22 protein-coding genes are annotated in these 21,393 nt (G+C 35.0%); 6 read left to right on the top strand and 16 right to left on the bottom strand.

Annotated features, from left to right (window positions below; genetic code table 11):
* Positions 1-206 precede the first annotated feature (206 nt).
* Positions 207-2,045 carry a DNA ligase D gene (locus DCE79_RS08695; RefSeq protein WP_108712668.1) on the bottom strand — a complete coding sequence of 613 codons (1,839 nt, stop codon included), beginning with the start codon at positions 2,043-2,045 and terminating at the stop codon, positions 207-209.
* 104 nt (positions 2,046-2,149) lie between these two features.
* Here DCE79_RS08695 and DCE79_RS08690 point away from each other — a divergent pair, with 104 nt between their 5' ends.
* Positions 2,150-2,971 (top strand): non-homologous end joining protein Ku, encoded by an 822-nt coding sequence (locus DCE79_RS08690; protein ID WP_108712667.1) that lies wholly within the window; start codon positions 2,150-2,152, stop codon positions 2,969-2,971.
* 618 nt (positions 2,972-3,589) lie between these two features.
* Here DCE79_RS08690 and DCE79_RS08685 read toward each other — a convergent pair.
* Entirely contained in the window at positions 3,590-5,098 is a 1,509-nt protein-coding gene (locus DCE79_RS08685; protein ID WP_234417377.1) for an SH3 domain-containing protein, read from the bottom strand.
* A 408-nt stretch (positions 5,099-5,506) separates the two neighbouring features.
* Between DCE79_RS08685 and DCE79_RS08675 the strand changes: the two genes are divergently transcribed.
* The gene (locus tag DCE79_RS08675) at positions 5,507-5,800 is read left to right on the top strand and encodes a hypothetical protein (RefSeq protein ID WP_108712664.1); all 294 of its coding nucleotides are present in this window, start codon (positions 5,507-5,509) and stop codon (positions 5,798-5,800) included.
* Positions 5,801-5,890: 90 nt separating this feature from the next.
* The gene (locus DCE79_RS08670; protein WP_108712663.1) at positions 5,891-6,646 is read left to right on the top strand and encodes a DUF4184 family protein; all 756 of its coding nucleotides are present in this window, start codon (positions 5,891-5,893) and stop codon (positions 6,644-6,646) included.
* Positions 6,647-6,789: 143 nt separating this feature from the next.
* Here DCE79_RS08670 and deoD read toward each other — a convergent pair whose 3' ends face one another.
* Together deoD and DCE79_RS08660 are read right to left on the bottom strand one after the other, a co-directional pair.
* Positions 6,790-7,497: a purine-nucleoside phosphorylase gene (deoD, locus tag DCE79_RS08665; RefSeq protein WP_108712662.1), complete on the bottom strand. Its 708-nt coding sequence runs from the start codon at positions 7,495-7,497 to the stop codon at positions 6,790-6,792.
* A gap of 199 nt (positions 7,498-7,696) precedes the next feature.
* Positions 7,697-7,921 carry a YozE family protein gene (locus tag DCE79_RS08660; protein ID WP_108712661.1) on the bottom strand — a complete coding sequence of 75 codons (225 nt, stop codon included), beginning with the start codon at positions 7,919-7,921 and terminating at the stop codon, positions 7,697-7,699.
* A gap of 90 nt (positions 7,922-8,011) precedes the next feature.
* Here DCE79_RS08660 and DCE79_RS08655 point away from each other — a divergent pair, with 90 nt between their 5' ends.
* Positions 8,012-9,802 (top strand): methyl-accepting chemotaxis protein, encoded by a 1,791-nt coding sequence (locus DCE79_RS08655; RefSeq protein ID WP_369916805.1) that lies wholly within the window; start codon positions 8,012-8,014, stop codon positions 9,800-9,802.
* Between the two features lie 74 nt (positions 9,803-9,876).
* Here the strand turns inward: DCE79_RS08655 and msrB are convergent, their stop codons facing one another.
* From msrB to DCE79_RS08630, 5 genes are all read right to left on the bottom strand, one after another.
* A complete protein-coding gene (gene msrB / locus DCE79_RS08650) occupies positions 9,877-10,305 on the bottom strand; it encodes a peptide-methionine (R)-S-oxide reductase MsrB (RefSeq protein ID WP_108712659.1) in 429 nt (142 codons plus the stop codon).
* Positions 10,302-10,832 (bottom strand): peptide-methionine (S)-S-oxide reductase MsrA, encoded by a 531-nt coding sequence (gene msrA, locus DCE79_RS08645; RefSeq protein ID WP_108712658.1) that lies wholly within the window; start codon positions 10,830-10,832, stop codon positions 10,302-10,304. Before msrA ends, msrB begins: the two co-directional genes overlap by 4 nt.
* Positions 10,833-10,845: 13 nt before the next feature.
* The gene (locus tag DCE79_RS08640; RefSeq protein WP_108712657.1) at positions 10,846-11,418 is read right to left on the bottom strand and encodes a YpmS family protein; all 573 of its coding nucleotides are present in this window, start codon (positions 11,416-11,418) and stop codon (positions 10,846-10,848) included.
* Positions 11,411-12,340 carry a GDSL-type esterase/lipase family protein gene (locus DCE79_RS08635; protein ID WP_108712656.1) on the bottom strand — a complete coding sequence of 310 codons (930 nt, stop codon included), beginning with the start codon at positions 12,338-12,340 and terminating at the stop codon, positions 11,411-11,413. The genes DCE79_RS08640 and DCE79_RS08635 overlap by 8 nt, the downstream gene beginning before the upstream one ends.
* A 156-nt stretch (positions 12,341-12,496) precedes the next feature.
* The gene (locus DCE79_RS08630) at positions 12,497-13,342 is read right to left on the bottom strand and encodes a DegV family protein (RefSeq protein WP_108712655.1); all 846 of its coding nucleotides are present in this window, start codon (positions 13,340-13,342) and stop codon (positions 12,497-12,499) included.
* Positions 13,343-13,543: 201 nt separating this feature from the next.
* Between DCE79_RS08630 and DCE79_RS08625 the strand changes: the two genes are divergently transcribed.
* Positions 13,544-14,185: a PAQR family membrane homeostasis protein TrhA gene (locus DCE79_RS08625; protein WP_108712654.1), complete on the top strand. Its 642-nt coding sequence runs from the start codon at positions 13,544-13,546 to the stop codon at positions 14,183-14,185.
* 272 nt (positions 14,186-14,457) lie between these two features.
* On the opposite strand, the gene DCE79_RS08620 is transcribed toward DCE79_RS08625, so the two are convergent.
* From DCE79_RS08620 to DCE79_RS08595, 6 genes are all read right to left on the bottom strand, one after another.
* Complete coding sequence (locus tag DCE79_RS08620) at positions 14,458-15,510, bottom strand: tartrate dehydrogenase (RefSeq protein WP_108714469.1); 1,053 nt, start codon at positions 15,508-15,510, stop codon at positions 14,458-14,460.
* Positions 15,511-15,685: 175 nt separating this feature from the next.
* Positions 15,686-16,159: a dihydrofolate reductase gene (locus DCE79_RS08615; RefSeq protein ID WP_108712653.1), complete on the bottom strand. Its 474-nt coding sequence runs from the start codon at positions 16,157-16,159 to the stop codon at positions 15,686-15,688.
* A 97-nt stretch (positions 16,160-16,256) separates the two neighbouring features.
* Positions 16,257-17,216 (bottom strand): sensor domain-containing diguanylate cyclase, encoded by a 960-nt coding sequence (locus DCE79_RS08610; protein ID WP_108712652.1) that lies wholly within the window; start codon positions 17,214-17,216, stop codon positions 16,257-16,259.
* 136 nt (positions 17,217-17,352) lie between these two features.
* A complete protein-coding gene (locus DCE79_RS08605) occupies positions 17,353-18,330 on the bottom strand; it encodes a thymidylate synthase (protein WP_108712651.1) in 978 nt (325 codons plus the stop codon).
* 193 nt (positions 18,331-18,523) lie between these two features.
* On the bottom strand, positions 18,524-18,715 hold the full coding sequence (locus DCE79_RS08600) for an ABC transporter permease (protein WP_108712650.1): 192 nt from the start codon (positions 18,713-18,715) through the stop codon (positions 18,524-18,526).
* Between the two features lie 130 nt (positions 18,716-18,845).
* Entirely contained in the window at positions 18,846-19,343 is a 498-nt protein-coding gene (locus DCE79_RS08595) for an LURP-one-related/scramblase family protein (protein ID WP_108712649.1), read from the bottom strand.
* 452 nt (positions 19,344-19,795) lie between these two features.
* On the opposite strand from DCE79_RS08595, the gene DCE79_RS08590 reads away from it, so the two are divergent.
* A complete protein-coding gene (locus tag DCE79_RS08590) occupies positions 19,796-20,122 on the top strand; it encodes a DUF378 domain-containing protein (protein ID WP_108712648.1) in 327 nt (108 codons plus the stop codon).
* Between the two features lie 210 nt (positions 20,123-20,332).
* On the opposite strand, the gene DCE79_RS08585 is transcribed toward DCE79_RS08590, so the two are convergent.
* Complete coding sequence (locus DCE79_RS08585; RefSeq protein ID WP_108712647.1) at positions 20,333-20,926, bottom strand: YpjP family protein; 594 nt, start codon at positions 20,924-20,926, stop codon at positions 20,333-20,335.
* Between the last annotated feature and the right edge of the window lie 467 nt (positions 20,927-21,393).

Here is a 21,393-nt window from a genome sequence, read left to right as displayed (position 1 = left end):
TTAACCTCTCCTTTAACAAGTACTCAAGTTGTCTTGGCTCAAATCTAGTTGCAAGTTGTAATCATTGCATTATATGTTTGTCCCGCTTTTTCATTCCATTCAACCCAATTAATATTTTGGCCTACCCAATGAAACAAACCCTCCACATAACAAAATGCGGAAGGCTATTTATACTATAGTAGTTGAGAATTACACATCATAATTTATTAACTTACACCACTTATTTGATTAAGAACAGATTTAAAATCCTGGTTTTCTCCGACCTCTCTGAAGTTTCTTAACAGGTCACCAAAATTATTAATTCTATCTATTACTTTCGGGATGGTAAACTTATCCGGACTTAGTTGTTCGTTAACTTCATCCCAGTGTAATGGAGTGGCTATTAACCCTTTTGCATTTCCCCTTGCTGAATATGGTGCAACAATCGTTTTACCTTCTTTATGTTGTACATAATCCAAATACAATCTGTTCCCTCTATTCTTCTTGAACCGTTCAGTTGTAAACCAATCGGGATACTGCTGAACTAAAAATTTACATACAAACTCCGTAAAAACACCTGTTTCTTCATAAGTAAATGTATTAAATGGTAATGGAATATAAACCTGCATCCCTTTTCCGCCTGATGTTTTAACGAATGATTGAAGCCCAAAATGATCTAAAATGGTTTTTAAATTTAACGCAGCACTCACGGCTAAATGAAACGCTTCAACAGATGGAGGATCTAAGTCAAACACGATTTCAGTCGGTTTGTCTGTTTGAATTGGTTGAAACGGAATGTGAAATTCTATCGCAAGTTGATTTCCTAGCCACAACAGTGTTTCAAGGTTATTACATAATACGTAGTTGTTATCATCAGCCATATGAGTAGTCACAAAGCTTGGAATATTGTCTTGGTAATTTTTTTGGTAAAAATTTTCACCTGGTGCACCATGTGGATACCGAATAACGGTTAATCGCCGCTTCTGTAAAAACGGCAACATATAAGGAGCTACTATTTGAAGGTACAATAAATAATCATCTTTCTTAATCCCGATAGTTGGAAAGACAGGTTTATCAGGATGTGTAACAAAAACACATTCAGGTATTGGATTTAATTGCCGTTGCATTTGTTGCCAGTTGCATTCGCTAGGTTTAACGTTAAACTTGAACGCATGAAATTTTGGTTCTCTTAACTTACTTCCATCAAAATCAATACAGGCTACCGATACGCATATTGAAGCAGGAATTTCCCACACTCCATCATTTCTTAAAGTGCCATATTGTTCAAACATCTTAATGAGCGTTTTCTTTTCTTCTTCTTTTAAGCCATGTTTAAACGTTACTACCTCTATTTGTACGTCACCTTTATAAACTACTGCATCAAAAAATCCATTGGATAGATCCAATCTTATTAAAATCACATCAACGTATTTCCAATTTTTTATCTTCAACCAATTTTTTGACCTCGTACCATCCAGCCATTGACTTGTGCGCTTCTTTGCAATTATACCCTCACCGTTGTAAGTTTTTATTTTTTGCCAGAGTAACGCGCTATCTTCAAAAACATCGATGGCTTGTAATCGTTTTGAATCCTTGTAATTCACACCTTTTGGAAGGCTTAGTGCTCCAAAAAGTTCAGTTAATACTTGCTTACGGGTAACCAAATGGCTATCAGTTTTTGTCAAACCTTTAATTTTTAAAATATCAAAAACAATATAATGGCACGGAAAAGATTCAGCATGAGATTCTATGTTTTGGCTATTCTGCATTCTCCCCCGCTTCTGCACGATTGAAAAGTTCCCTTGAAAATCATTTGTTAAATAAACCAATTCCCCATCCAACACTAGTGGTAAATAGGGTTCTATGTCATTGTAGATACCTTCACAAAATCGAATTATTTCGGGAAACTTTTGGTCAAGTAAATTATCATTTCGGCTTTTCAGAATAGGTGTTTTTTCACCCTTTTCCCAAGTTAAAATACAACGAAAACCATCATACTTTGTTTCGTATAACCATCCATTCCCAGCTGGAACTTCAGATGAATCCGTCAATAACATCGGTTTCAAATTGCACTGCCTACTTTCATTTTTTTATAGCTTTTGTTTATTTGTCATTACGATACATAAAAAAATTTATTTAACACCATAGTAAAGAAAAATGAGGTGACAAAATGCATACTGTTTGGAAAGGAAGCATTAGTTTTGGTTTAGTTAACATTCCTGTAAAGCTTCATGCTGCTACTGAAAACAAAGATGTTAAACTAAGGCAACTTCATAAAGAATGTCATACACCGATTAGCTACAAAAAAGTATGTGAAGGTTGTCAAAGAGAAGTGAAAGAGGAGGACATTGTCAAAGCCTTTGAATACAGCAAAAATAAATTTGTAGTATTAGATGAGGAGGATTTAGAAAATTTACGGAAAGAAGCGGAAGATAAAGCCGTTGAAATTATTGATTTTGTGAAGTTAGAAGAAATTGATCCCATTTATTTTGAAAAGACATACTATTTATCCCCTGATGCTACAGGTGCAAAAGCATATGTATTACTACGTAAAACTTTAGAGGAATCAGGTAAAATTGGCGTTGCGAAAATAACTATAAGAGCTAAAGAACAATTAGCTGTTATCCGTGTTTATAAGAATACTTTGGTAATGGAGGTTATTCATTTTCCTGATGAGGTAAGAAGTGTTGGTGATGTGCCAAACATTCCGAGTATTGAAACTGTTGTCCAAAGAGAACTTGAAACAGCTTTAATGTTAGTTGAACAATTAACGACTGCGTTCGATCCTACAAAATATACGGACGAGTATCGTACAGCTCTTATGCAATTAATTGAGGATAAAAAAGCAGAAGGTACTATAACAGCAAACGAAAAACAACCACTCCCTGACAATGTAACCGACCTCATGTCTGCCCTTCAAGCATCGTTGGAGAAAACGAAGAAGAAACCAACTGCAAGAAAGCGCACATCCAGAACAAAGAAAAACGCCTAAAGTTACGTCTTTACGATTAATAAATCAAATAGCATACTTTTAATTAGTCACCCATCATTTGATAAGAGGTGGCTAATTTTCATTTTAGCTATTTAAATTTACAGTGACATTTTCTAATATTTATCGTTGTGTTATCTTCTATTAGTCCAGTAGTGCAACTAGACAAGAGCATTCACGAATTACCTTGTAGTCATTCTCGTCTCAAGTAACGGTCATTTCTACCATGACACATTTCTCATTCTGCTACCATTAGTAATATCATATAATTAATTACAAGAATAAGTTTCAGTCAATTTAAAGGTGGTGTTTTATAGATGCTATTTTTGGTTTTTCCTCTATTAATTTGGCTAATTCCAATCATTTTTATAATTTGGTTTGTTATCACTACAATTACACAATTAAAAAAGCAATCCACATTATTGGAGCAAATTAGCAAAAAACTAGAGCGCTAATAGATACAATTACATATCAAATTAGTAACTCTAACAAATCAACCTAGGACCGTGTTACCAAACGACTGATCGTCACGACTTGCCTTAAAATGGTTACTGAATATTTTTAATTGGCCATAAGAACAGAAAAACGATTGCAATGTAAGCAACCGTTTCCTAAGTTTATTTATTTTTGATTCGATACAAATGATTCATATCTTTGAATAAACGCAGAGATTTGAGAACGAGTTAAAATTTGATTAGGGTTATAAGCAGCGACTGATGTTGCTGTAGTAATCCCATTATCCACGAAAAATTGAATAGCTTCATTCTCGCTTACTATATGTCCTTTGTAGTAAGATGCCATCAGTTGCGCTAATTTACCTCGTCTAATACCTTTATCCGCTAGACCTTTAGAAGTTGTAGATGCTTCACTTGCTAGTACAGGCATATTGTATTTATTAGCCATGTTGTATAAACCACTTTTATTCCAAGATGATGTGTTTTTTACACTTGCTAATTCATCTTTTTGAGCGAAACGGAAGAAGATTGTTAGGAAGTGAGCTTCTGTTAATTGTGTGTTCGGTTGTAACTGTGTTTCGTATTTCTTTGTTTTTGCGTTCCATACGTTACCGTAACCACTAATTAAACCTCGGTCGATCGCCCAAATCATATCATCTTTCCACCAATCTGTAGTGCTGAAGTCTGCAAACTTTTTAGTGTAAGCAGAGTAGTCCGGTGAAGGGGCAACTGAAGTTGTTGGTGTTGGTGTTGAAGCTGAGTAGTTTAAATAACTAGATGCTACATACCCCTCTGTCCCGTCATCTCTTTTCACAGGATACCAAACAAAGTGGTTTTTCTTCGTTGATACCTCGTCATATTTAAAAGGACCCGTAATGGTAACAATTTCACCTTCACGTAAAGTACCCATAGGCACACCACCCGTAGTAGGTCTTGCCCTAAAATTTTTAGTTGTTACACTAACTTTTTGATTTGTTTCAAAAAAATACTTTGATTTTGTTAATGGTAAACTAAAATCATAGTTCATTTCTGAAAATTTAATATTTTCCCTGCTGTTAGAGTCATATTGAAAATCTTCGCTTGAAAAAGTCAGCTCTTTTACGTCTAATAATTCTAATTTCTTAATGATTCCGAGGATTTTCTCTTGATAGGCTTTACTATTTTTTTCACCCGTTGCTTGGACAATTGGGCTATTTAAAGGCTTAGTTCCATTATAAGCCATAATAGCGAAGTACCAATGTTCCAATACATCTCTTTCCCCACCGTTGATGCTAGGCAAATCCTTCCGCTTAAACATATCATCTAGAGTCTCTACTCCAGCTTGAATATTATAGACAATATCGCTTTTTAGTCTATCTTGATCGTAGCTAGCTTGATTTGTAATCTGCATAATCCCAATTCCATTATCAGCTGTCACAATCGCTTCACCATTCTCATCGAAATGGCGCCAATTTCCACTTTCCCCCTCCGCTATTGCCTTCACAATTTCAGGAGGAACATCATAACTCAGTGCTGTTTCGGTTAACAAACAGTTCATTGTGGAATAATCAGGGTTTACCTTCGATACCGAATCATACTCACATGTATTTGCAATATCATTAGCTAATACATTTTTATCTAAATTTATAGATAGAGAGAGGGCACTAATGGCAATAACACTAATCAATGGTTTCAATTTCTTTTTCATATCTGATTATTACACTTCCTTTTGTATTTTCTAAAGTTAAAATATTCAGATATATTTTATCATAAAACCCAGTATTTGAGATATGGGTAATAATGGCCCATTGCATCTTCGGACATCAATTTCAGCTTTAGTTTTATCGACATTAAGCTGCATCTTCTCCAGCTTCAAGCGACGTTCATCTTTCTGGTCGTCCAAAAACTTGGTGACAAGTTCAATCCGTTTCTTGATATAAGACGACATGCCCCTTCCTGCTGTTACGTTTCATGGCTTACCTCAAAACATAGCCATTTGCCTTTATCATTTTATGTTTGCGAAATTTTGTGTAGTATTCACCGAGTAATTTTCCATTATGTTACAATCAGAGAAATTAAATGATAGTGAATGGAGGAAATGGGATTGGACAAATCAAATGGCTTCGCGCTCATTTTATGCAGCATTATTTTAGGTGGCTCTGTCCTATATGGCGCAACAAAAATAAGTTCGAGTATCGAGTATGCGGGTTCCAATGTTACGAATGCTCAATTCGAACTTTCTAACTCAATTCATTCAGCAAATAATAGTAATGGTGATTTTGAAGTATTTTTAAGTGATGGCTGGCTGTATTTGTATAATACAGTGAACGGTGAAATTTGGAAAAAGCCAGACAATGAAGAAGGCGTTTGGGAAAGAGTGATGCAAATTGGAGAATAACACGCATCAATAAGTTCAATGAGACGTATCGAAATGATAAGGCACGGATAACTCGCTGAACGCCAAATTAAAACGAAGGAGATGCTGCAAATGCCACTTACATTCGCCCATCCAGCTGTAGTATTACCCTTTTCTCGAAACAGTAGCTATATCAATTTTTCAGCATTAGTGCTTGGAAGTATGGCGCCTGATTTCGAATATTTTTTGAAAGGCAAGCCCTCTGCAGAAATTGGCCATACGTATATAGGCTTTATTACATTTAATTTACCCATCGTTATCATCGTATATTTTTTATATAAATGGTTTATCCATGAAGTATTAAATGCTAATTTGCCTACGATTTTACAAATACCAGCTGTACATAAAAAGCATTCTCCGAAGTTTGTAAGCTGGTTCGTGTTTTTATATAGTGCTTTATTTGGCATGTTCACGCATGTTGCCTGGGATTCGTTTACGCATGCCGGTGGAAGGATAGTCCGTAGCTTTTCTTTATTTACGTACCAATTTTCTATTTTTGGAGTTACGATACCACTGTATAAGCTGTTCCAGCATGGAAGTACCTTAGTTGGAATTTGTACGATTTTTTTGTACATGTTCTTTAATGCTAGAAAAAACAAACGAAAAAATAGTGTGTATCCCTTGAAAAAATGGCGCTATTGGATGCAAATTGCGGTTTTGTCGTTCATATTGTTTAGCTTGTGGATTGTGCTTGATAGGGTTTCGATTCATGCTTACGGTATACTTGTCGTGCGGATGATTGATAGTGCTCTTATTAGTTTGTTGATTGTTTCACTATTTGAAACGTATAAACAAGTTCCTAATGTCGTTCGTAAAAGTAGTCATTAAACGGTGTCTATATGCTTTTAATAGTATTCTTTTAGACATAAATTACGTGTAAGATTTGAATTTTGTAGCAATAACTAGATATGTACTAAACTAAAAGAAAAGCGAGTACCCTATTAAAAGGATACTCGCTTAAATTAATTGTCTTACTCTTGAATCGCAGCTTCTAACGCGATTACCATCATGTCATTAAAAGTAGTTTGACGTTCTTCTGATGTTGTTACTTCACCTGTTAAGATGTGGTCAGAAACTGTTAATACTGTAAGAGCTTGACGACCAAATTTTGCAGCTAATGTATAAAGTGCAGAAGTTTCCATTTCTACTGCTAATACACCGTATTGAGCTAATTTTTCGTTTTGAGCTTCGTCAGAATAGAACATATCCGCTGTGAAGATGTTACCAACACGTACGTTTAAGTTAGCTTCTTTTGCAGCGTTGTATGCTTTTAATAATAGATCAAAGTCAGCTGTTGGTGCGTAATCAATAGTACCACCAAAGATTACACGGTTTAAGTTAGAGTCTGTTGAAGACGTTTGTGCGATAATTACGTCACGAACTTTTACGTCTTTTTGAATAGCACCGCAAGTACCCACACGGATTAATTTTTGAACTCCGTATTCTTGCATTAATTCAGTTGCGTAAATCGAAATTGATGGAACACCCATTCCTGTACCTTGTACCGAAACGCGTTTACCTTTGTACGTACCTGTATAACCGAAAATGTTACGTACTTCATTATATTGCACTACATCTTCTAAAAATGTTTCTGCAATGTATTTAGCGCGTAATGGATCTCCTGGTAATAATACGATTTCTGCGATTTCGCCTTGTTTAGCATTAATGTGAACGCTCATAAATAAAACCTCTTTTCATCTTGATTCTTTTAGATTGTAAACGTTTTCGTATAAATATTCAATCGTTAGACGTCCTTCAATAGCAAAAATTATGCAATTTTATGAATTTATTACCTTAATAGACAAATATATTTGAAGCGTTTTTAGCACTCCTTCAACTTACCCTAATAAATAATTAGAAATTCTATTAATTTTAATTTTAATTTTTATACTTTACTTCATATAAAGCCCACAACTCATCAAATGTTGTTGCTGTTAAATACTCATTTGATTGCAATTCAATATAGTTTGAAAGCTCATAAAAGTCATCCGATGTTTTAGGAAATGCATGATCAATCAACATACTTTCCGCAAATTGTACTTTGTTATCAGACCATTCTCCTCCTCTGAATGTTTGAACATAATGATAAAATGATTTTTTCAATACAAATCCTCCAATTTATTTATTTTACAATTTTTGGTGTAAAATATACTATTTATGTAGTAAAATAATAAAATACTGATTTTTCAGAAAGTGGTGATTTATTTGTTTAAAAGAGCTAAAAACAAACGCATAGCAAATAAAGACAGAAATAAATCTAAAAACGCAAAGGTTTCTTTTAAATTTCTCCATTTAATTCGGGGAAGAATCATCTTAAGCTTCTCAGTATTAATGGCTATCATTTTATGTATGCAAATTCTATCTTATATTAACATAACGAATTTGCAAAAGAGCCTACGAGATTTTGCTGATGAGAACTTAAAGGAACAAATGCTCATCAACAATTTAGCAAGTGATATTGCCAAACTATCTAGTCACGAGCAAACGTATTTGATTACTGGAGAAAAAAAATATTTACAGATGTATAATGACACAAAAGAACTAATCGATGGTAATTTATCAACAGTCGAAGCATCTCTTAAGAATCGTGAAGAAGAATCCAACACTTTAGCACTGATTCAGCAATTTTACGTGAATTATGTGTCTTATTCTAGTAAAACGATTGATGTTCGTCAAAATTATGGCTATGAAGATGCGGCAAGGTACTTCAAATCAAGTGGCGGTCAAAATATCAAAAATCATATTGACGAAAATACGAACAAACTAATTCAACTTTTGGAGTCAAATAATGAAGAATCCATTAAAGAACTAGAAGCGTTTGCCTTAGCATCAAAAGTGTCCTTCTTTGTTCTAGCAGGAATCGCAATGATTCTCACGATTTCACTTGGTTACAACTTATCTAAATCGATTCGACGTAACACACGTGCGATTAATCACTCCATTTTAGATATTGCACAAGCTGGTGGTGATTTAACGCGTCGTGTCCATATTAAAACAAAAGATGAGTTTGCTCAAATTGCCGATTCCACAAACGTGTTAATCGATTCGATTTCATCATTAGTAAAACGCGTTTCAAATTTGGCTGAAAATGTTTCAGGGAGCTCACGAGAACTCATGACATTAGCGGATGAAAATGCACGAACAATCGACTCTATTGCAAACTCTACTCAGGATATTGCGCAGGATAGTACACAAATTATATCAAGCATCGAATACGCTGCCAACGAAATGCAAAAATTAGACCAATCGATGCATGATTTAAATGAAAAAGCGTTAGAGGTTCAACAAGCAGCTGGTGAAATGCAACATGCGGCGCAAATTGGCAGTAACTCTGTAACACAATCATCTAATGTTATGTTAGATATTGAGGAAACAATGGCAAGTACGTCAGCAACCGTTGAAAAGCTTGGTCGCAAATCAGCAAATATTACATCGATTATTAATACGATTACAGCAATTGCTGATCAAACTAATTTACTGGCATTAAATGCATCGATTGAAGCTGCGCGTGCTGGCGAACATGGAAAAGGGTTTGCCGTTGTAGCTGATGAAGTTCGTAAGCTAGCAGAGCAATCACAAACTGCTGCAAAAGAAGTTTCTAGCATAGTAGGCTCCATTCAAAATGAAGTCCAGTCGATTATCATGCAAAATTCAACAGGCGTTCAAAAGGTTATACGTGGCGTTGAAGTTACAAATGAAACGACAGCTTCTTTACAAAATATTTTAGCTCAAACTCAAAAAACATCAGATATCTTAACGCATATGGTTGGACAAATTGAACAAACCTTAACGAATAGTCATGACGTAACCGTATCGTTCATTGAAGTATCCACGATTGCGAATAATACAGCTGAAAATACGGAACGTAGTGCAGCTGCAGCTTCTCAAGGTTCTGCTTCAATGGAAGAAATTAATGCATCCGCAGTAGAACTTGCAGCACAAGCGGATGATTTACGCAGTGTCGTTAATGAATTTAAAATTTAGCCACAATTTTATGAACAAATAATTTCCTATAAAAAAACACAACTTGCACATTTATACGCAAGTTGTGTTTTTAATTATTTAAATAAAGCCAAATAGTCTCCGTAACCCTCTTCTTCTAATTTATCTACTGGTACGAAACGTAATGCTGCCGAGTTAATGCAGTAACGCATTCCACCTAGTTCACGAGGACCATCTGGAAAAACATGGCCTAAATGAGAATCCGCTGATGAACTACGCACTTCAACACGACGCATGCCATGAGACGTGTCAAAAATCTCCGTTACCTCTTGTTTTTCCACTGGCTTTGTAAAAGCCGGCCAACCGCATCCTGAATTATACTTATCTTTTGAGCTAAAAAGTGGTTTACCTGATACGATATCTACATAGATTCCCTCTTCAAAATGATCATCAAATTCGTTACGGAATGGTTGTTCAGTCCCCTTTTCTTGAGTCACATAATATTGCAGTTCAGTTAACTGTTTTAAACGTTCTTCTTTATTCATTTTTTACTCCCCCAATTCTGTTCGATAAAACCCGCGCGTCCTGATCCAATTGAGTAGCGCTCATAATGGGCTGGATTTTTTTTATAGTAATGTTGGTGATAGTCTTCTGCAGGATAAAAAGGTTTTGCTGGTAAGATTTTTACAGCAATTGGTGCATGGAATTTCCCACTTGTTTCAAGATGAGCCTTTGAATCTTCTGCAATTTGCTTCTGAACCTCATCATGATAAAAAATAGCGGTTGTATACGATTCACCACGATCAAAAAATTGACCACCTGCATCCGTTGGGTCGATTAGCGTAAAGTAAAGCTCGACTAATTTCTCGTATGAATAAATTTCTGAATCGAATGTGATTTGAACAGCTTCTAAATGACCAGTCATTTCACTACAAACTTGCTCATACGTTGGATTTTCTACATGGCCCCCTGTATAACCTGATACGACGTCGATAATGCCTGGCTGTGTATCAAATGGTTTTACCATACACCAAAAGCAGCCGCCTGCAAATGTCGCTTTTTGTAATGACATAGACAATTCCCCCTTAGTTTAATTCATTTGGAATGACAACTTCTAATACAATTTTGTCATTTGCTAAATCAATTTCCTTCGCACGTACTCGTGAGCCACTGGCAATATTTATACGTGATAGATCAACGTAAATCTCTTCCTCGTTCGGTTGGACGATTATCCATGATGGGAAATCTACTGAATCTTTCATTATCTTCAATACGGCTTTTGGTTGAATATTTATTTTTCCAACGTGTACCGCTTCTTGTTCTAAAATAATATTACCATCACTTACAATTGGTTGAAAATCCATTTGAATCGGTACTTCTACATTAAATACTGTTAATGTACTGTACAAATAAATTTTATCTTCAACAGCAAGCTCCACGGGTAATGCAGAATTATTTAAAGCCGCACTTAAATATTGTTTTGCTATTGATTCAAATTCCTTTGCGGTTGTCTCAACTGACAACACATTTCCTTCAAGTGGTATCGGGTCACTTATAATTGCTTGTTTTGTATTTGATGTTGCAAGATAAAAAACAGCAACAATTGCAATAAGAAGCGCCCCTGCCAATACTAAAAAGGCTACTTTCCACTTATTCATGTTCCCACTCCTCAATTCCGATTAAACCATCTGACATCTGCTCGATATTACATGACTGCATCGTTTCTATTATGCGGTTTGTCATGCGCTCATAACCTGTGCTATTCGGATGAAAGAAGTCTACATGATATACCATATCCTCATTCGATGTAAATAAATCCTCCACTGGCACAAAGCATGCATTTCCATCCGTCTCAGCTAATTTTTCAATTTCCGCATTCCATTCGGAAATAATTGGTTCAAATGGTGTTACTTCATCGACAATGATTGAAAATGGATTATAAAAACCAATGACAATAATCGGTGCATCTGGATTTTTTATTCGAATTTCTTTTAAAATTTCATCATAACGCGCCATAAATTTCGGTAATTCTTTATCGAAGAGTTTTTTATCTAGTGAAAATAAATTTTTCTTCACGATTTTCATTACATCATTACCGCCAAGTGTCATTGTAATGAGGTTGGCCTTTTCAACTTCCTCATCATAATGTCCTTTTTGCAATAGCGCTAATAGTTGATCACTTCGACGGCCATTTTTGCCACGATTATCTAGTTCTATAGACTTAATCATTGGCCATTTTTCCAATTGTTCTTGCAAACGAATTGTATAGCCGTAATTTTTTAATTCATCACCAACACCGCGTGTTAACGAGTCACCAAGTGCTAAATAGTAGATATCCTGGGCATTCGTATCTTTTCGAGAAGTCCAATTAAGCCTAAACACATCACTTAAAATATCTAAGAGACCTTCGGATGATTTTTCCTCAGATTTACTTTCTATTTCTTGACTTACTTCAGGTTGCGCATTGTTTTCTTCGTTTGCGTTATTTTCTTCTTTCACATCTTTTTGCGGGTCAATTGTAACTGAACACCCTGCTAAAATTATTACTAAAACAATGCTTAGTAAGTATCGCCACCACATACAATATCCCCTTCATTTCTTTATTATTCTATTATAAGATATTTAAGGGCAATTGCGATATAGAACGACTTCAATTTCAATAACTTTTGATACATTTAAACAAAAAAGAAACCACGCAACGAATGTTTGATTCGTCCCATGGTTTTCGATTGAAAATTATTCTGTGTAATACATAAAGCCAATGGCACCTTCACCTGTATGTGTACTAATAACGGGTGATGTAAATGCAATTTCAACTTCACCATTATATCCAGCAGCTTTTAATTGCTCGATTAACGGGTTTACTAATGTATCCATTGCGTTAGCATGGGAAATACCAACAGATTTTACTGTTTTACCAGCAGTATCTTTTAAAAACTCGCCCATTAAAAATTTAATGATTTGTTTGTAACTACGTGGTTTAGCACAAATTGTTACTTCACCAATGTCTAAGTGTCCAATAGGTTTAATGTTTAGTAAAGAACTAACTACTGCCTTCCCTTTACCGATACGTCCACCCTTGACCATGTTTTCTAATGTATCTAAAACAACAAATAGGCGCGTATTTTCACGTACTTTGTTAACCCCTGCTACGATTTCCTCAACTGTAGCCCCAGCATCACGTAAACGAATGGCTTCACGTAATTGGAATGCTAATCCAAAGGCAATATAACGTGAGTCAATAACTGTCACATCAGAATCTGACATTTCCGCCGCTTGAGCTGCAGATTGAGATGTTCCACTCATACTACCCGTCATATGTATTGAAATTACTTGAGAACCGTCTTTACCTAACTCATCAAATACTTCTTTAAAGACACCTGGCGCAGGTTGCGAACTTTTTGGAAGTTCTGCTGCACCCTTCATTAATTCAATAAATTGATCTGGTTGTAAATTAACGCGATCGGTATAGAGCTCTCCGTTAATTTGTACTGTTAATGGAACGACATGAATATTATGCTTTTTAATTTCTTCATCTGTTAAATCACAAGTTGAATCTGTAACGATATGAATTTGAACCAATGCCTACACATCCTTTTTATATCTTACTTTCTATTATAATGAAAGATCAATTTTTTACCAATATGACATTTGTCATTGTCAGAAGAATGTATTTATCATGTAACAAACATGACATATTCTAGAATAACATTATGACATAATGCAATCGTGTTAATCCCCTCTATAAACTATACTAAAATAAATAAAGGAGCGTGAAACAATTTGCAAACATCACAAGCTTTTGATTATAAAAACAAACATGAAGAACATTGGAATGCCCTAACACACGGATTAGGATTACTTATAAGTATTCCGATTAGTTGTTATTTAATTGTTTATGCTGCTTTAAATGGTTCGGCAGCACAAATCACTTCATTTTCCATTTTTAGTACTTCACTTATACTATTATTTTTAATGTCAACACTTTTACATAGTGTTCCCGAGAAATATAAACGGTTTTTTTCTATTTTAGATCATTCATCGATATATATTTTAATCGCTGGTACATATACTCCCTTTTTACTTATTGCTATCGGAGGGACGCTTGGCATTGTTATGCTATGTATTATTTGGAGCATTGCTATTTTTGGTGTCATATTTAAATGCTTGTTTATCCACCGATTCGAAAAGTTCTCATTACTTTTATATATCATCATGGGTTGGTTAATTATTATTATGATTAGACCGTTAATCACCTACTTAACAATGGACGGTTTTATGCTTTTACTAGCAGGTGGCTTATTATTTACATTTGGTGCGATTTTTTATGCTTGGACACGTTTGCCATACAATCATGCAATTTGGCACTTATTTGTCATTGCAGGTTGTGGATGTATTGTCGGTTGTGTATATTTCTATTTATAATCAAAATAGAGTTCGCAAATTTTTATAATAGTTTAATTAAAAACATCTTTCCTCAAGGATTACTTAAAGGAGAGATGTTTTTGTTTGAGGAATTCTATTAATTATCCCACAATTGGTTCTGTTGTCGGTTTTTGTTGCTTCCAGATGAAATTTCGCAGCAATATACCAGTGGTACCAATAATAATAAGTCCGAGACCGATTGTTTTAAATGCGATCAGTACCCCTAATTGTGTTATAAATAATCCTCCGAGAAGGGGTCCATGAAAAGTAAATTAGTTTAACTGTTTTAAAATTTCGGTTACGACTTCTTCCATTGTCGAACTTCCACCAATATCACCTGTTTTAATACCTTTCTCAAGTGTCGCTTCAATCGCATCCATCATTTTTTGACCTGCTTCATGATGACCTAAGAAATCAAGCATCATTTTCCCGGTCCAAATTTGACCAATTGGGTTGGCAATGCCTTTTCCTGCAATGTCAGGTGCTGAGCCGTGTACCGGTTCAAACATGGATGGATATTCGCGTTCAATATTTAAATTCGCAGCTGGTGCAATCCCAATACTGCCCATGATAGCGCCACCTAAATCTGTTAAAATATCGCCAAATAAATTCGAAGCAACAATAACGTCAAATACATGTGGCTTCATCACAAAGAACGCGGCCAATGCATCGATATGATTTACCGCTGTATCAATGTCTAGGTAATCTTGTTTCACTTCAGCAAAAACTTCATCCCAAAACGGCATTGAATACGTTAAGCCATTTGATTTTGTTGCACTCGTTACGTGACCACGGGAATTCTTGGCTAACTCAAAAGCATAGCGCATCGCACGCTCAGTAGCTTTACGCGTAAAAATAGCATTTTGTATAGCAATTTCATCTTGGCCTTGATGAATACGTCCGCCACTTTCAGAATACTCCCCTTCTGAGTTTTCTCTTACAACTGTAATATTAAAATTATTGGGGTTTTTTAACGGCGAATCAAGTCCTTTTAATAATTTCGCTGGTCGTACATTAATTGCTTGTTTCATTTCACGACGGATTTTGATGAGTAATCCCCATAAAGAAATATGATCAGGAACTTGTTCTGGCATACCCACTGCACCCAAAAATATTTGGTCGAACTTTTTAAGTGTTTCAATTCCGTCCTTTGGCATCATCTCACCGTTTTCTAAATAATAATCACAGCCCCACGGAAAGTAAGTCCATTCAAATTGAAATGATCCATCGTTTTTAGCAACTTGTTCTAATACTTGAATCGCAGCTGGGACAACTTCCTTCCCAATTCCGTCTCCTGGGATAACCGCTATTTTATATGTTTTCATTTTTTCACCTTCATATGTATGACTTAATATTTTGTCATTTACTATAATCTTTTTTCTACAAAATTCAAAGTATTTTTTAAAATATTCAGTAAAAATACCAATGGAATAGCGGTAGATTGTTAAATATAAACAAAAAGCCTCGCTCACAAATTTCACTTTGTAACAAGGCTTTCATTTATTCTTTTTCAAATATACAGTATTGAAACGTATATCCTTCTGCTGCTTCAATTGGTTCGAGGCAAGACGTTCTGTGCCAGTCTTCGTATTGAGGGAAGTATGTATCCCCTTTGAATTCATGATTAATCAATGTAATGTACAATCTGTCAGCAAGTGACATCGCTTGCTCGAAGATTTGCGCTCCGCCAATAATCATAATTTCAGGCGCGTCTTTTGCCATTTCTAAAGCTATGTCCAAGCTCCCTACCACTTCTGCACCTTCTGCTTCATATGCTGTGTTCCGTGTAATAACAATATTTCGACGACCTGGTAATGGACGTCCAATTGACTCAAATGTTTTTCTGCCCATTATGATTGGCTTGCCCATCGTCATCTCTTTGAAATATTTTAAATCCCCTGGTAAATGCCAAGGCATACCGTTTTCATAGCCCATGACGTGATTTTTATCATGTGCCACAATTAGTGAAATCATTGTTATCACTCCATTTCAACAAGTTAAGTGCTTTCTTAGTTATCATTTATGGATTAGCGTAAACGTTATTTACTTATGAGTAGAAATAATGTGGATTTTAGCGATTTTTAATTAATAATTGCTCTTTTTTTTCACGCTTATTTTCATACATTCGTGCATCTGCTTCAGCAAATAAGTGCTCCATTTGCCCAATTGAACTTTCACTAAACGCAAAACCAATTGATAACTTCATTTGAAATTCATCTTGAGTTTGATTGTATTGATCAATTTTCGCGAATAAATTTTGGCATATTTCCTCAATATAGGCTTTGTCTTGATTGACGATGATAATCGCAAATTCATCGCCTCCCACTCTTGAAACGACCTCTGCCTCAACAAAATAATCACTTAAAAGTTTTGCAGCTTCTTTAATTAAAGTATCGCCCATTTTATGTCCAAAATGATCATTCAAACATTTTAATTCGTCTAAATCACATAAAATCATACCTACAGTAGTGTTAATCAATTCATTGTATTTATTCATTTCTTGATCAAAGTAATGTCGATTATGAATATCCGTTAATCCATCATGGGAAATTCTGTATTGTAAATCTTGTTGCAATGCCATCTTTTCATCAATATTTCTCATAATTCCTTGAACTGCAATTATTTGCCCATTCTCATAAATAGGTGTTGCATATTCCTCGAAATATTTGTAATTACCATCCATATCTTGAAGACGTTGAATGATTGGTTTACTATAATCAATTTTGCCTGTTGCCTTTTTCCTCATAATCTCTAAATCGTCGGGGTGAATGATTTCAAAAGGTGTATTTGAATCGTTATAAAGTCTATCAAGCATTCCTTTTCCTAAGAAATATTCAACTGAAGGGCTCGTATAGTGATAGGTAAAGGCCGATTCATAATAATAAATTATGTCTTTTGAGCTTTCTACCAACTGGAAAATACTACTTTCTTTCATAGTTTTTAGTTTCCATTTTTGTTTCTCTCGCTTAATGTATAGAAACAACAAAGCACCTGAAGAAATAAATCCAACCGAAAAAGACATCATACCCATAATCAAATTTCCACCTTATTTTAAAGTGATTCTATTTCGTAATTATTATATAAAATCACTCACTTTAATTTAATATATCAACATAATACATTATATACCAAATTACCCATAAAGCAAAAAATAGTTAAAAAGTTTTTTACACTGCAATTGGTGCTTTAATTGATGGATGTGGGTCATACCCTTCGATTGATAAATCTTCTAATTCCATATCGAAAATGGAACCTTTTTCTTCGTTAATTTTTAAAGTAGGTAACGGTTTTGGCTCACGCGAAAGCTGCTCTTTTACTTGATCAAAGTGATTAGAATAAATATGTGCATCGCCAATACTATGTACAAACTCTCCTACTTCGAGTCCACATTCACGTGCGACTAAGTGTGTTAAAAGCGCATAGCTAGCGATGTTAAACGGGATTCCAAGGAAAGTATCTCCACTTCGTTGTGTCAACATACAGCTCAGTTTTCCGTCTATCACATAAAATTGGAACATCGCATGACAAGGCGGTAATGCAGCTTTAGATCCCTTTGCACCCGCATTAATAACATCTTCTGGATTCCATGCATTAACGATGATACGGCGAGAATCTGGATTGTTTTTAATTTGGTTAATGGCATCTTGTAATTGGTCTAACGATTCACCCTCTGAAGTTGTCCAATTGCGCCATTGTTTGCCGTAAACATTACCCAAATCGCCATATTTATTGGCAAAGTCATCATCAGATAAAACCCGCTCGCAAAATGAATTCAATTCTTTTACGTATAGAGCGTTGAATTCCTCGTCAACTAGCGCACGTCGTCCAAAATCCGACATATCAGGTCCTTTGTAATCATTAGATTCTATCCACTTTTTAAATGCCCATTCGTCCCATATGTGGTTTTTATTTTGAAGTAAGTAGCGAATATTTGTATCTCCTTTAATGAACCAGAGTAACTCGCTTGCTACAAGTTTGAAAGGGACACGTTTTGTAGTTAATAGTGGAAAGCCTTCCTGTAAATCAAATCGCATTTGGTAGCCAAAAACGCTTCTTGTCCCTGTACCTGTTCGGTCTGATTTATCTGTTCCGTTATCTAAAATATGCTGTAAAAGATTTAAATACGTTTTATCTGCGTGTGTCATGCCTATCACTCCTTGAAACATTCTGTGTTTTATTATAAAGGGTATTACGTAAAATGCCCATTAATTTCGGTGGAGCAGCATCGTTCACTAAAAAAGGCAACATAAAAGGCGCTACTCGTATTGCATTCGCTGAGTAGCGCCTTTAATCAAATGTGTCTAAATCATCATAAAGTTCGATTGTTTTTTCCAACTTTTAAGTAGCCTCCTTGAGGATTATTTTGTTATTTCCAATAAGTTGAATCATTTGTTGTAAAATTTTTTCTTCAGTAATTGGTGAACAGTTTACTTCTTTTGCAATGATCTTGTTTAATTCTAAAATTGTACTTACGTCGAGCTTATATTTTTCCGCTAATTGGAATGCTCGCTCTAACTGACCGGTTATCATCGGCAGTCCCCCTTTATAATAGTCTATTACTAGTTTAACCTTTTTCCTGTTGAAATTCACCATTTAAAATTATTTTTTGAAAATTTAAAAATTTTAAATTTTGGGATTTTTTTCTACTGCGAATAGAATATTATACCGAGGCTGAATTCGCAGCAGTTGCTTGATCCGCCTTCACACAATCAATGGCTACAACAATGGCGATGATAATGGCTTCCATATCTTCATTCAATACTTGCACTTCATAGCTATCACCCCAAGAAAGCCATTTTTTGCTCACTTGACCTATAACCTCCCCATTTTGATAAACTTCAAAATTCATATCCCACCAGTTGCCTCTTACATCTATTCCAGCAGCATCAATCGAATAGCTTGCTTTAAAAAATGTAAAATCTTTTTTGATTGTTAGCACTTCACGACCATCAACTTCTACAAAAAACTTTGGTAGCCAGCTAAATACCTTTTTTGAAATAACAGCAACCTCATCACGTTTCGTATTAAAAATGGTATAAGATTTTGGAATTTGCATAAAGCTACCTTCAATGGTATACACATCATTTTGTTGTTCATCCATTACCATAAATTTCCCACGTAAGCTCATGATTTTTTGTTTCATATACAGTTTCTTCATCCTGCTACCTTCTTTCGTTTCTAAAATTTTTATTAGAAAACTTCCTAAAAACCAGAGAGGTTAAATTAAATGAAATTATGACATCCATTTTGGTGGTGTTATTGTCCATCATAACCCCTGTCACAACAAGATTTAAGTGTAGAGATTCAATAATTAATTGTTATTTTATATAGTATAGCATATTCTTTTGAGGTGTATTTTGGGACTACTAACACGTTGAACTTTTTAAGGAATCAAACCAAAATACTTCTATAAGGCACTGTAAAGTTACTGTAAAATCTCAAGAAATGGCTTCCATAATTAATTTCACTTGTTAGTTCTCATCATTAATAAATTGTATAAATAAATGGTTACTGGGAAAAATAATTGGAGACATCGATAGTGAGGTTCTTTCGTATATCTTTTCTAATTATGAGGAGCTTCGCATCTAAAAATGAAGGAGATGTTACACGATGGGAATTTTGTATAGAATCGCTTTGGTTCTAGTAATAATTGGCGCAATAAACTGGGGACTAATTGGGTTTTTCAAATTTGATTTAGTTGCTTCTATATTTGGTGGGCAAACATCTGGGTTGTCAAGAATAATTTATGCCCTTGTTGGACTTGCAGGGTTAATATCAATACCTATTCTGATGAAACCATTAGATGATGAGGATGTTGCTGCCGCTTCTCATACAAGAGTAAGCAACAACCCAAGTTATAACATGGAAGCTGGTAAAGAAGAAGATTTCTCAAATATGGACAAACAAAAAAACAAAGATAACAATAATGGAAAATAATTTTCGTACTAAATCCTCTTCTTTCCATTAACTCATGCACTTATTGCGTTCGTCAGTTTTTATTTTGCGGAAATTAATTCAGGCGTATACGCTAAAAAGACCAGATACTCATTCGTGAGTCTGGTCTTCTTTGTAGGTACGAAATAAACGTCGATATCCCAATAATATAACAAAAAAACACCCGCAAATTTTACGAGTGTTTCAGACGTTTTATGACAACCATTTTGGCGGTGTGTTTTTGCTCCAGTAAATTTCACCAAGATCATAGTGTTTCACATACTGGTCTTCAAATGTATGATAATGGAAGTTGTAGTAATAGCCCTCAAAAGGTCGATTTTCAGTACGAACATGGAAACGAATGACGTCTCGATTTGTCTCGTTGTCCACAATGTGGAAGATTTTTTCTGCATACTCGCCACTTGGTTTTTCTGTGATCGCTAAGGAGCGTAATTTATCGTCTTCTAAGCGCGCAACTGTCGCTTCAATTGCTTCTTCGATTTTCGGGAAAATATTCATTTCAAATTCGTCCTCTATAACGGGTCCAACTCGCGTACCGAACTTCATATAGGCTTGTTCTTTTGCAGCTTCTATAAAAGTTCCAATAGTTGGCTGTTCATTATTATCGACAATAAAATCATCTAATTGATACGCACTTGCTATATCGTTTGTCGTGTTATGTTCTAAAGCTGATTTTGCATTACGATCGTCTTCAAAATTCGCCCATATTTCATGATTTGGCGTAATCATTCCAAACGTACATAATGCTACAGTGGCAACAAGTGTTTTATATAACCATTTTTTCATGAATTCCACCTACTTAATTTATGTATAATTTTTTAACAATTCCTTATATTTATATACGAACGCCCGAAGAAAAGGTTTCATCTTTTTTGTATTCATTGTACAATAATTAGGAAGAAATTGTAGGTTTTTCAAAGGAGGTAACATAATGAACACTTCGATCGTACTTGGCCTTGGGTTATTTTTAATGCTTGCTTACGTAACTTCTTTATGCTTCACGGACTAATATTTTATTCTTACTTTGCCATCTAGTACATGCTAGATGGTTTTTATTTTCACTTTTTTATGTATTTCTAAACAAAAAGTCCTTTTAAATTGGACAAGGGGGCCAGCCTCTCCATAATGGAAAGGGGCCCCCTCTAGTATTTAATAGATAGTTTTATAAATAAATGAAAGTCTCAACCCGATCATCCGGGGAATTTATATCTTATTCGGAGTAGCATAACTCCAGTTTTAACCGCGGTAAAATT

This window comes from Lysinibacillus sp. 2017 (genome assembly GCF_003073375.1).
Lineage (GTDB): Bacteria > Bacillota > Bacilli > Bacillales_A > Planococcaceae > Solibacillus.
Note: the sequence above shows the minus strand (reverse complement) of the source record. Positions and strands in the feature narration are given on the sequence as shown.

Bases quoted from the DNA above. Each gene is read 5' to 3' on its own strand.
- DCE79_RS08690 (WP_108712667.1), top strand. From the start codon at position 2,150: ATGCATACTGTTTGGAAAGGAAGCATTAGTTTTGGTTTAGTTAACATT.
- DCE79_RS08670 (WP_108712663.1), top strand. From the start codon at position 5,891: ATGCCACTTACATTCGCCCATCCAGCTGTAGTATTACCCTTTTCTCGA.
- deoD (WP_108712662.1), bottom strand. From the start codon at position 7,497: ATGAGCGTTCACATTAATGCTAAACAAGGCGAAATCGCAGAAATCGTA.
- msrB (WP_108712659.1), bottom strand. From the start codon at position 10,305: ATGAATAAAGAAGAACGTTTAAAACAGTTAACTGAACTGCAATATTAT.
- msrA (WP_108712658.1), bottom strand. From the start codon at position 10,832: ATGTCATTACAAAAAGCGACATTTGCAGGCGGCTGCTTTTGGTGTATG.
- DCE79_RS08640 (WP_108712657.1), bottom strand. From the start codon at position 11,418: ATGAATAAGTGGAAAGTAGCCTTTTTAGTATTGGCAGGGGCGCTTCTT.
- DCE79_RS08635 (WP_108712656.1), bottom strand. From the start codon at position 12,340: ATGTGGTGGCGATACTTACTAAGCATTGTTTTAGTAATAATTTTAGCA.
- DCE79_RS08620 (WP_108714469.1), bottom strand. From the start codon at position 15,510: ATGAAAACATATAAAATAGCGGTTATCCCAGGAGACGGAATTGGGAAG.
- DCE79_RS08615 (WP_108712653.1), bottom strand. From the start codon at position 16,159: ATGATTTCACTAATTGTGGCACATGATAAAAATCACGTCATGGGCTAT.
- DCE79_RS08610 (WP_108712652.1), bottom strand. From the start codon at position 17,216: ATGGGTATGATGTCTTTTTCGGTTGGATTTATTTCTTCAGGTGCTTTG.
- DCE79_RS08605 (WP_108712651.1), bottom strand. From the start codon at position 18,330: ATGACACACGCAGATAAAACGTATTTAAATCTTTTACAGCATATTTTA.
- DCE79_RS08600 (WP_108712650.1), bottom strand. From the start codon at position 18,715: ATGATAACCGGTCAGTTAGAGCGAGCATTCCAATTAGCGGAAAAATAT.
- DCE79_RS08595 (WP_108712649.1), bottom strand. From the start codon at position 19,343: ATGAAGAAACTGTATATGAAACAAAAAATCATGAGCTTACGTGGGAAA.
- DCE79_RS08590 (WP_108712648.1), top strand. From the start codon at position 19,796: ATGGGAATTTTGTATAGAATCGCTTTGGTTCTAGTAATAATTGGCGCA.
- DCE79_RS08585 (WP_108712647.1), bottom strand. From the start codon at position 20,926: ATGAAAAAATGGTTATATAAAACACTTGTTGCCACTGTAGCATTATGT.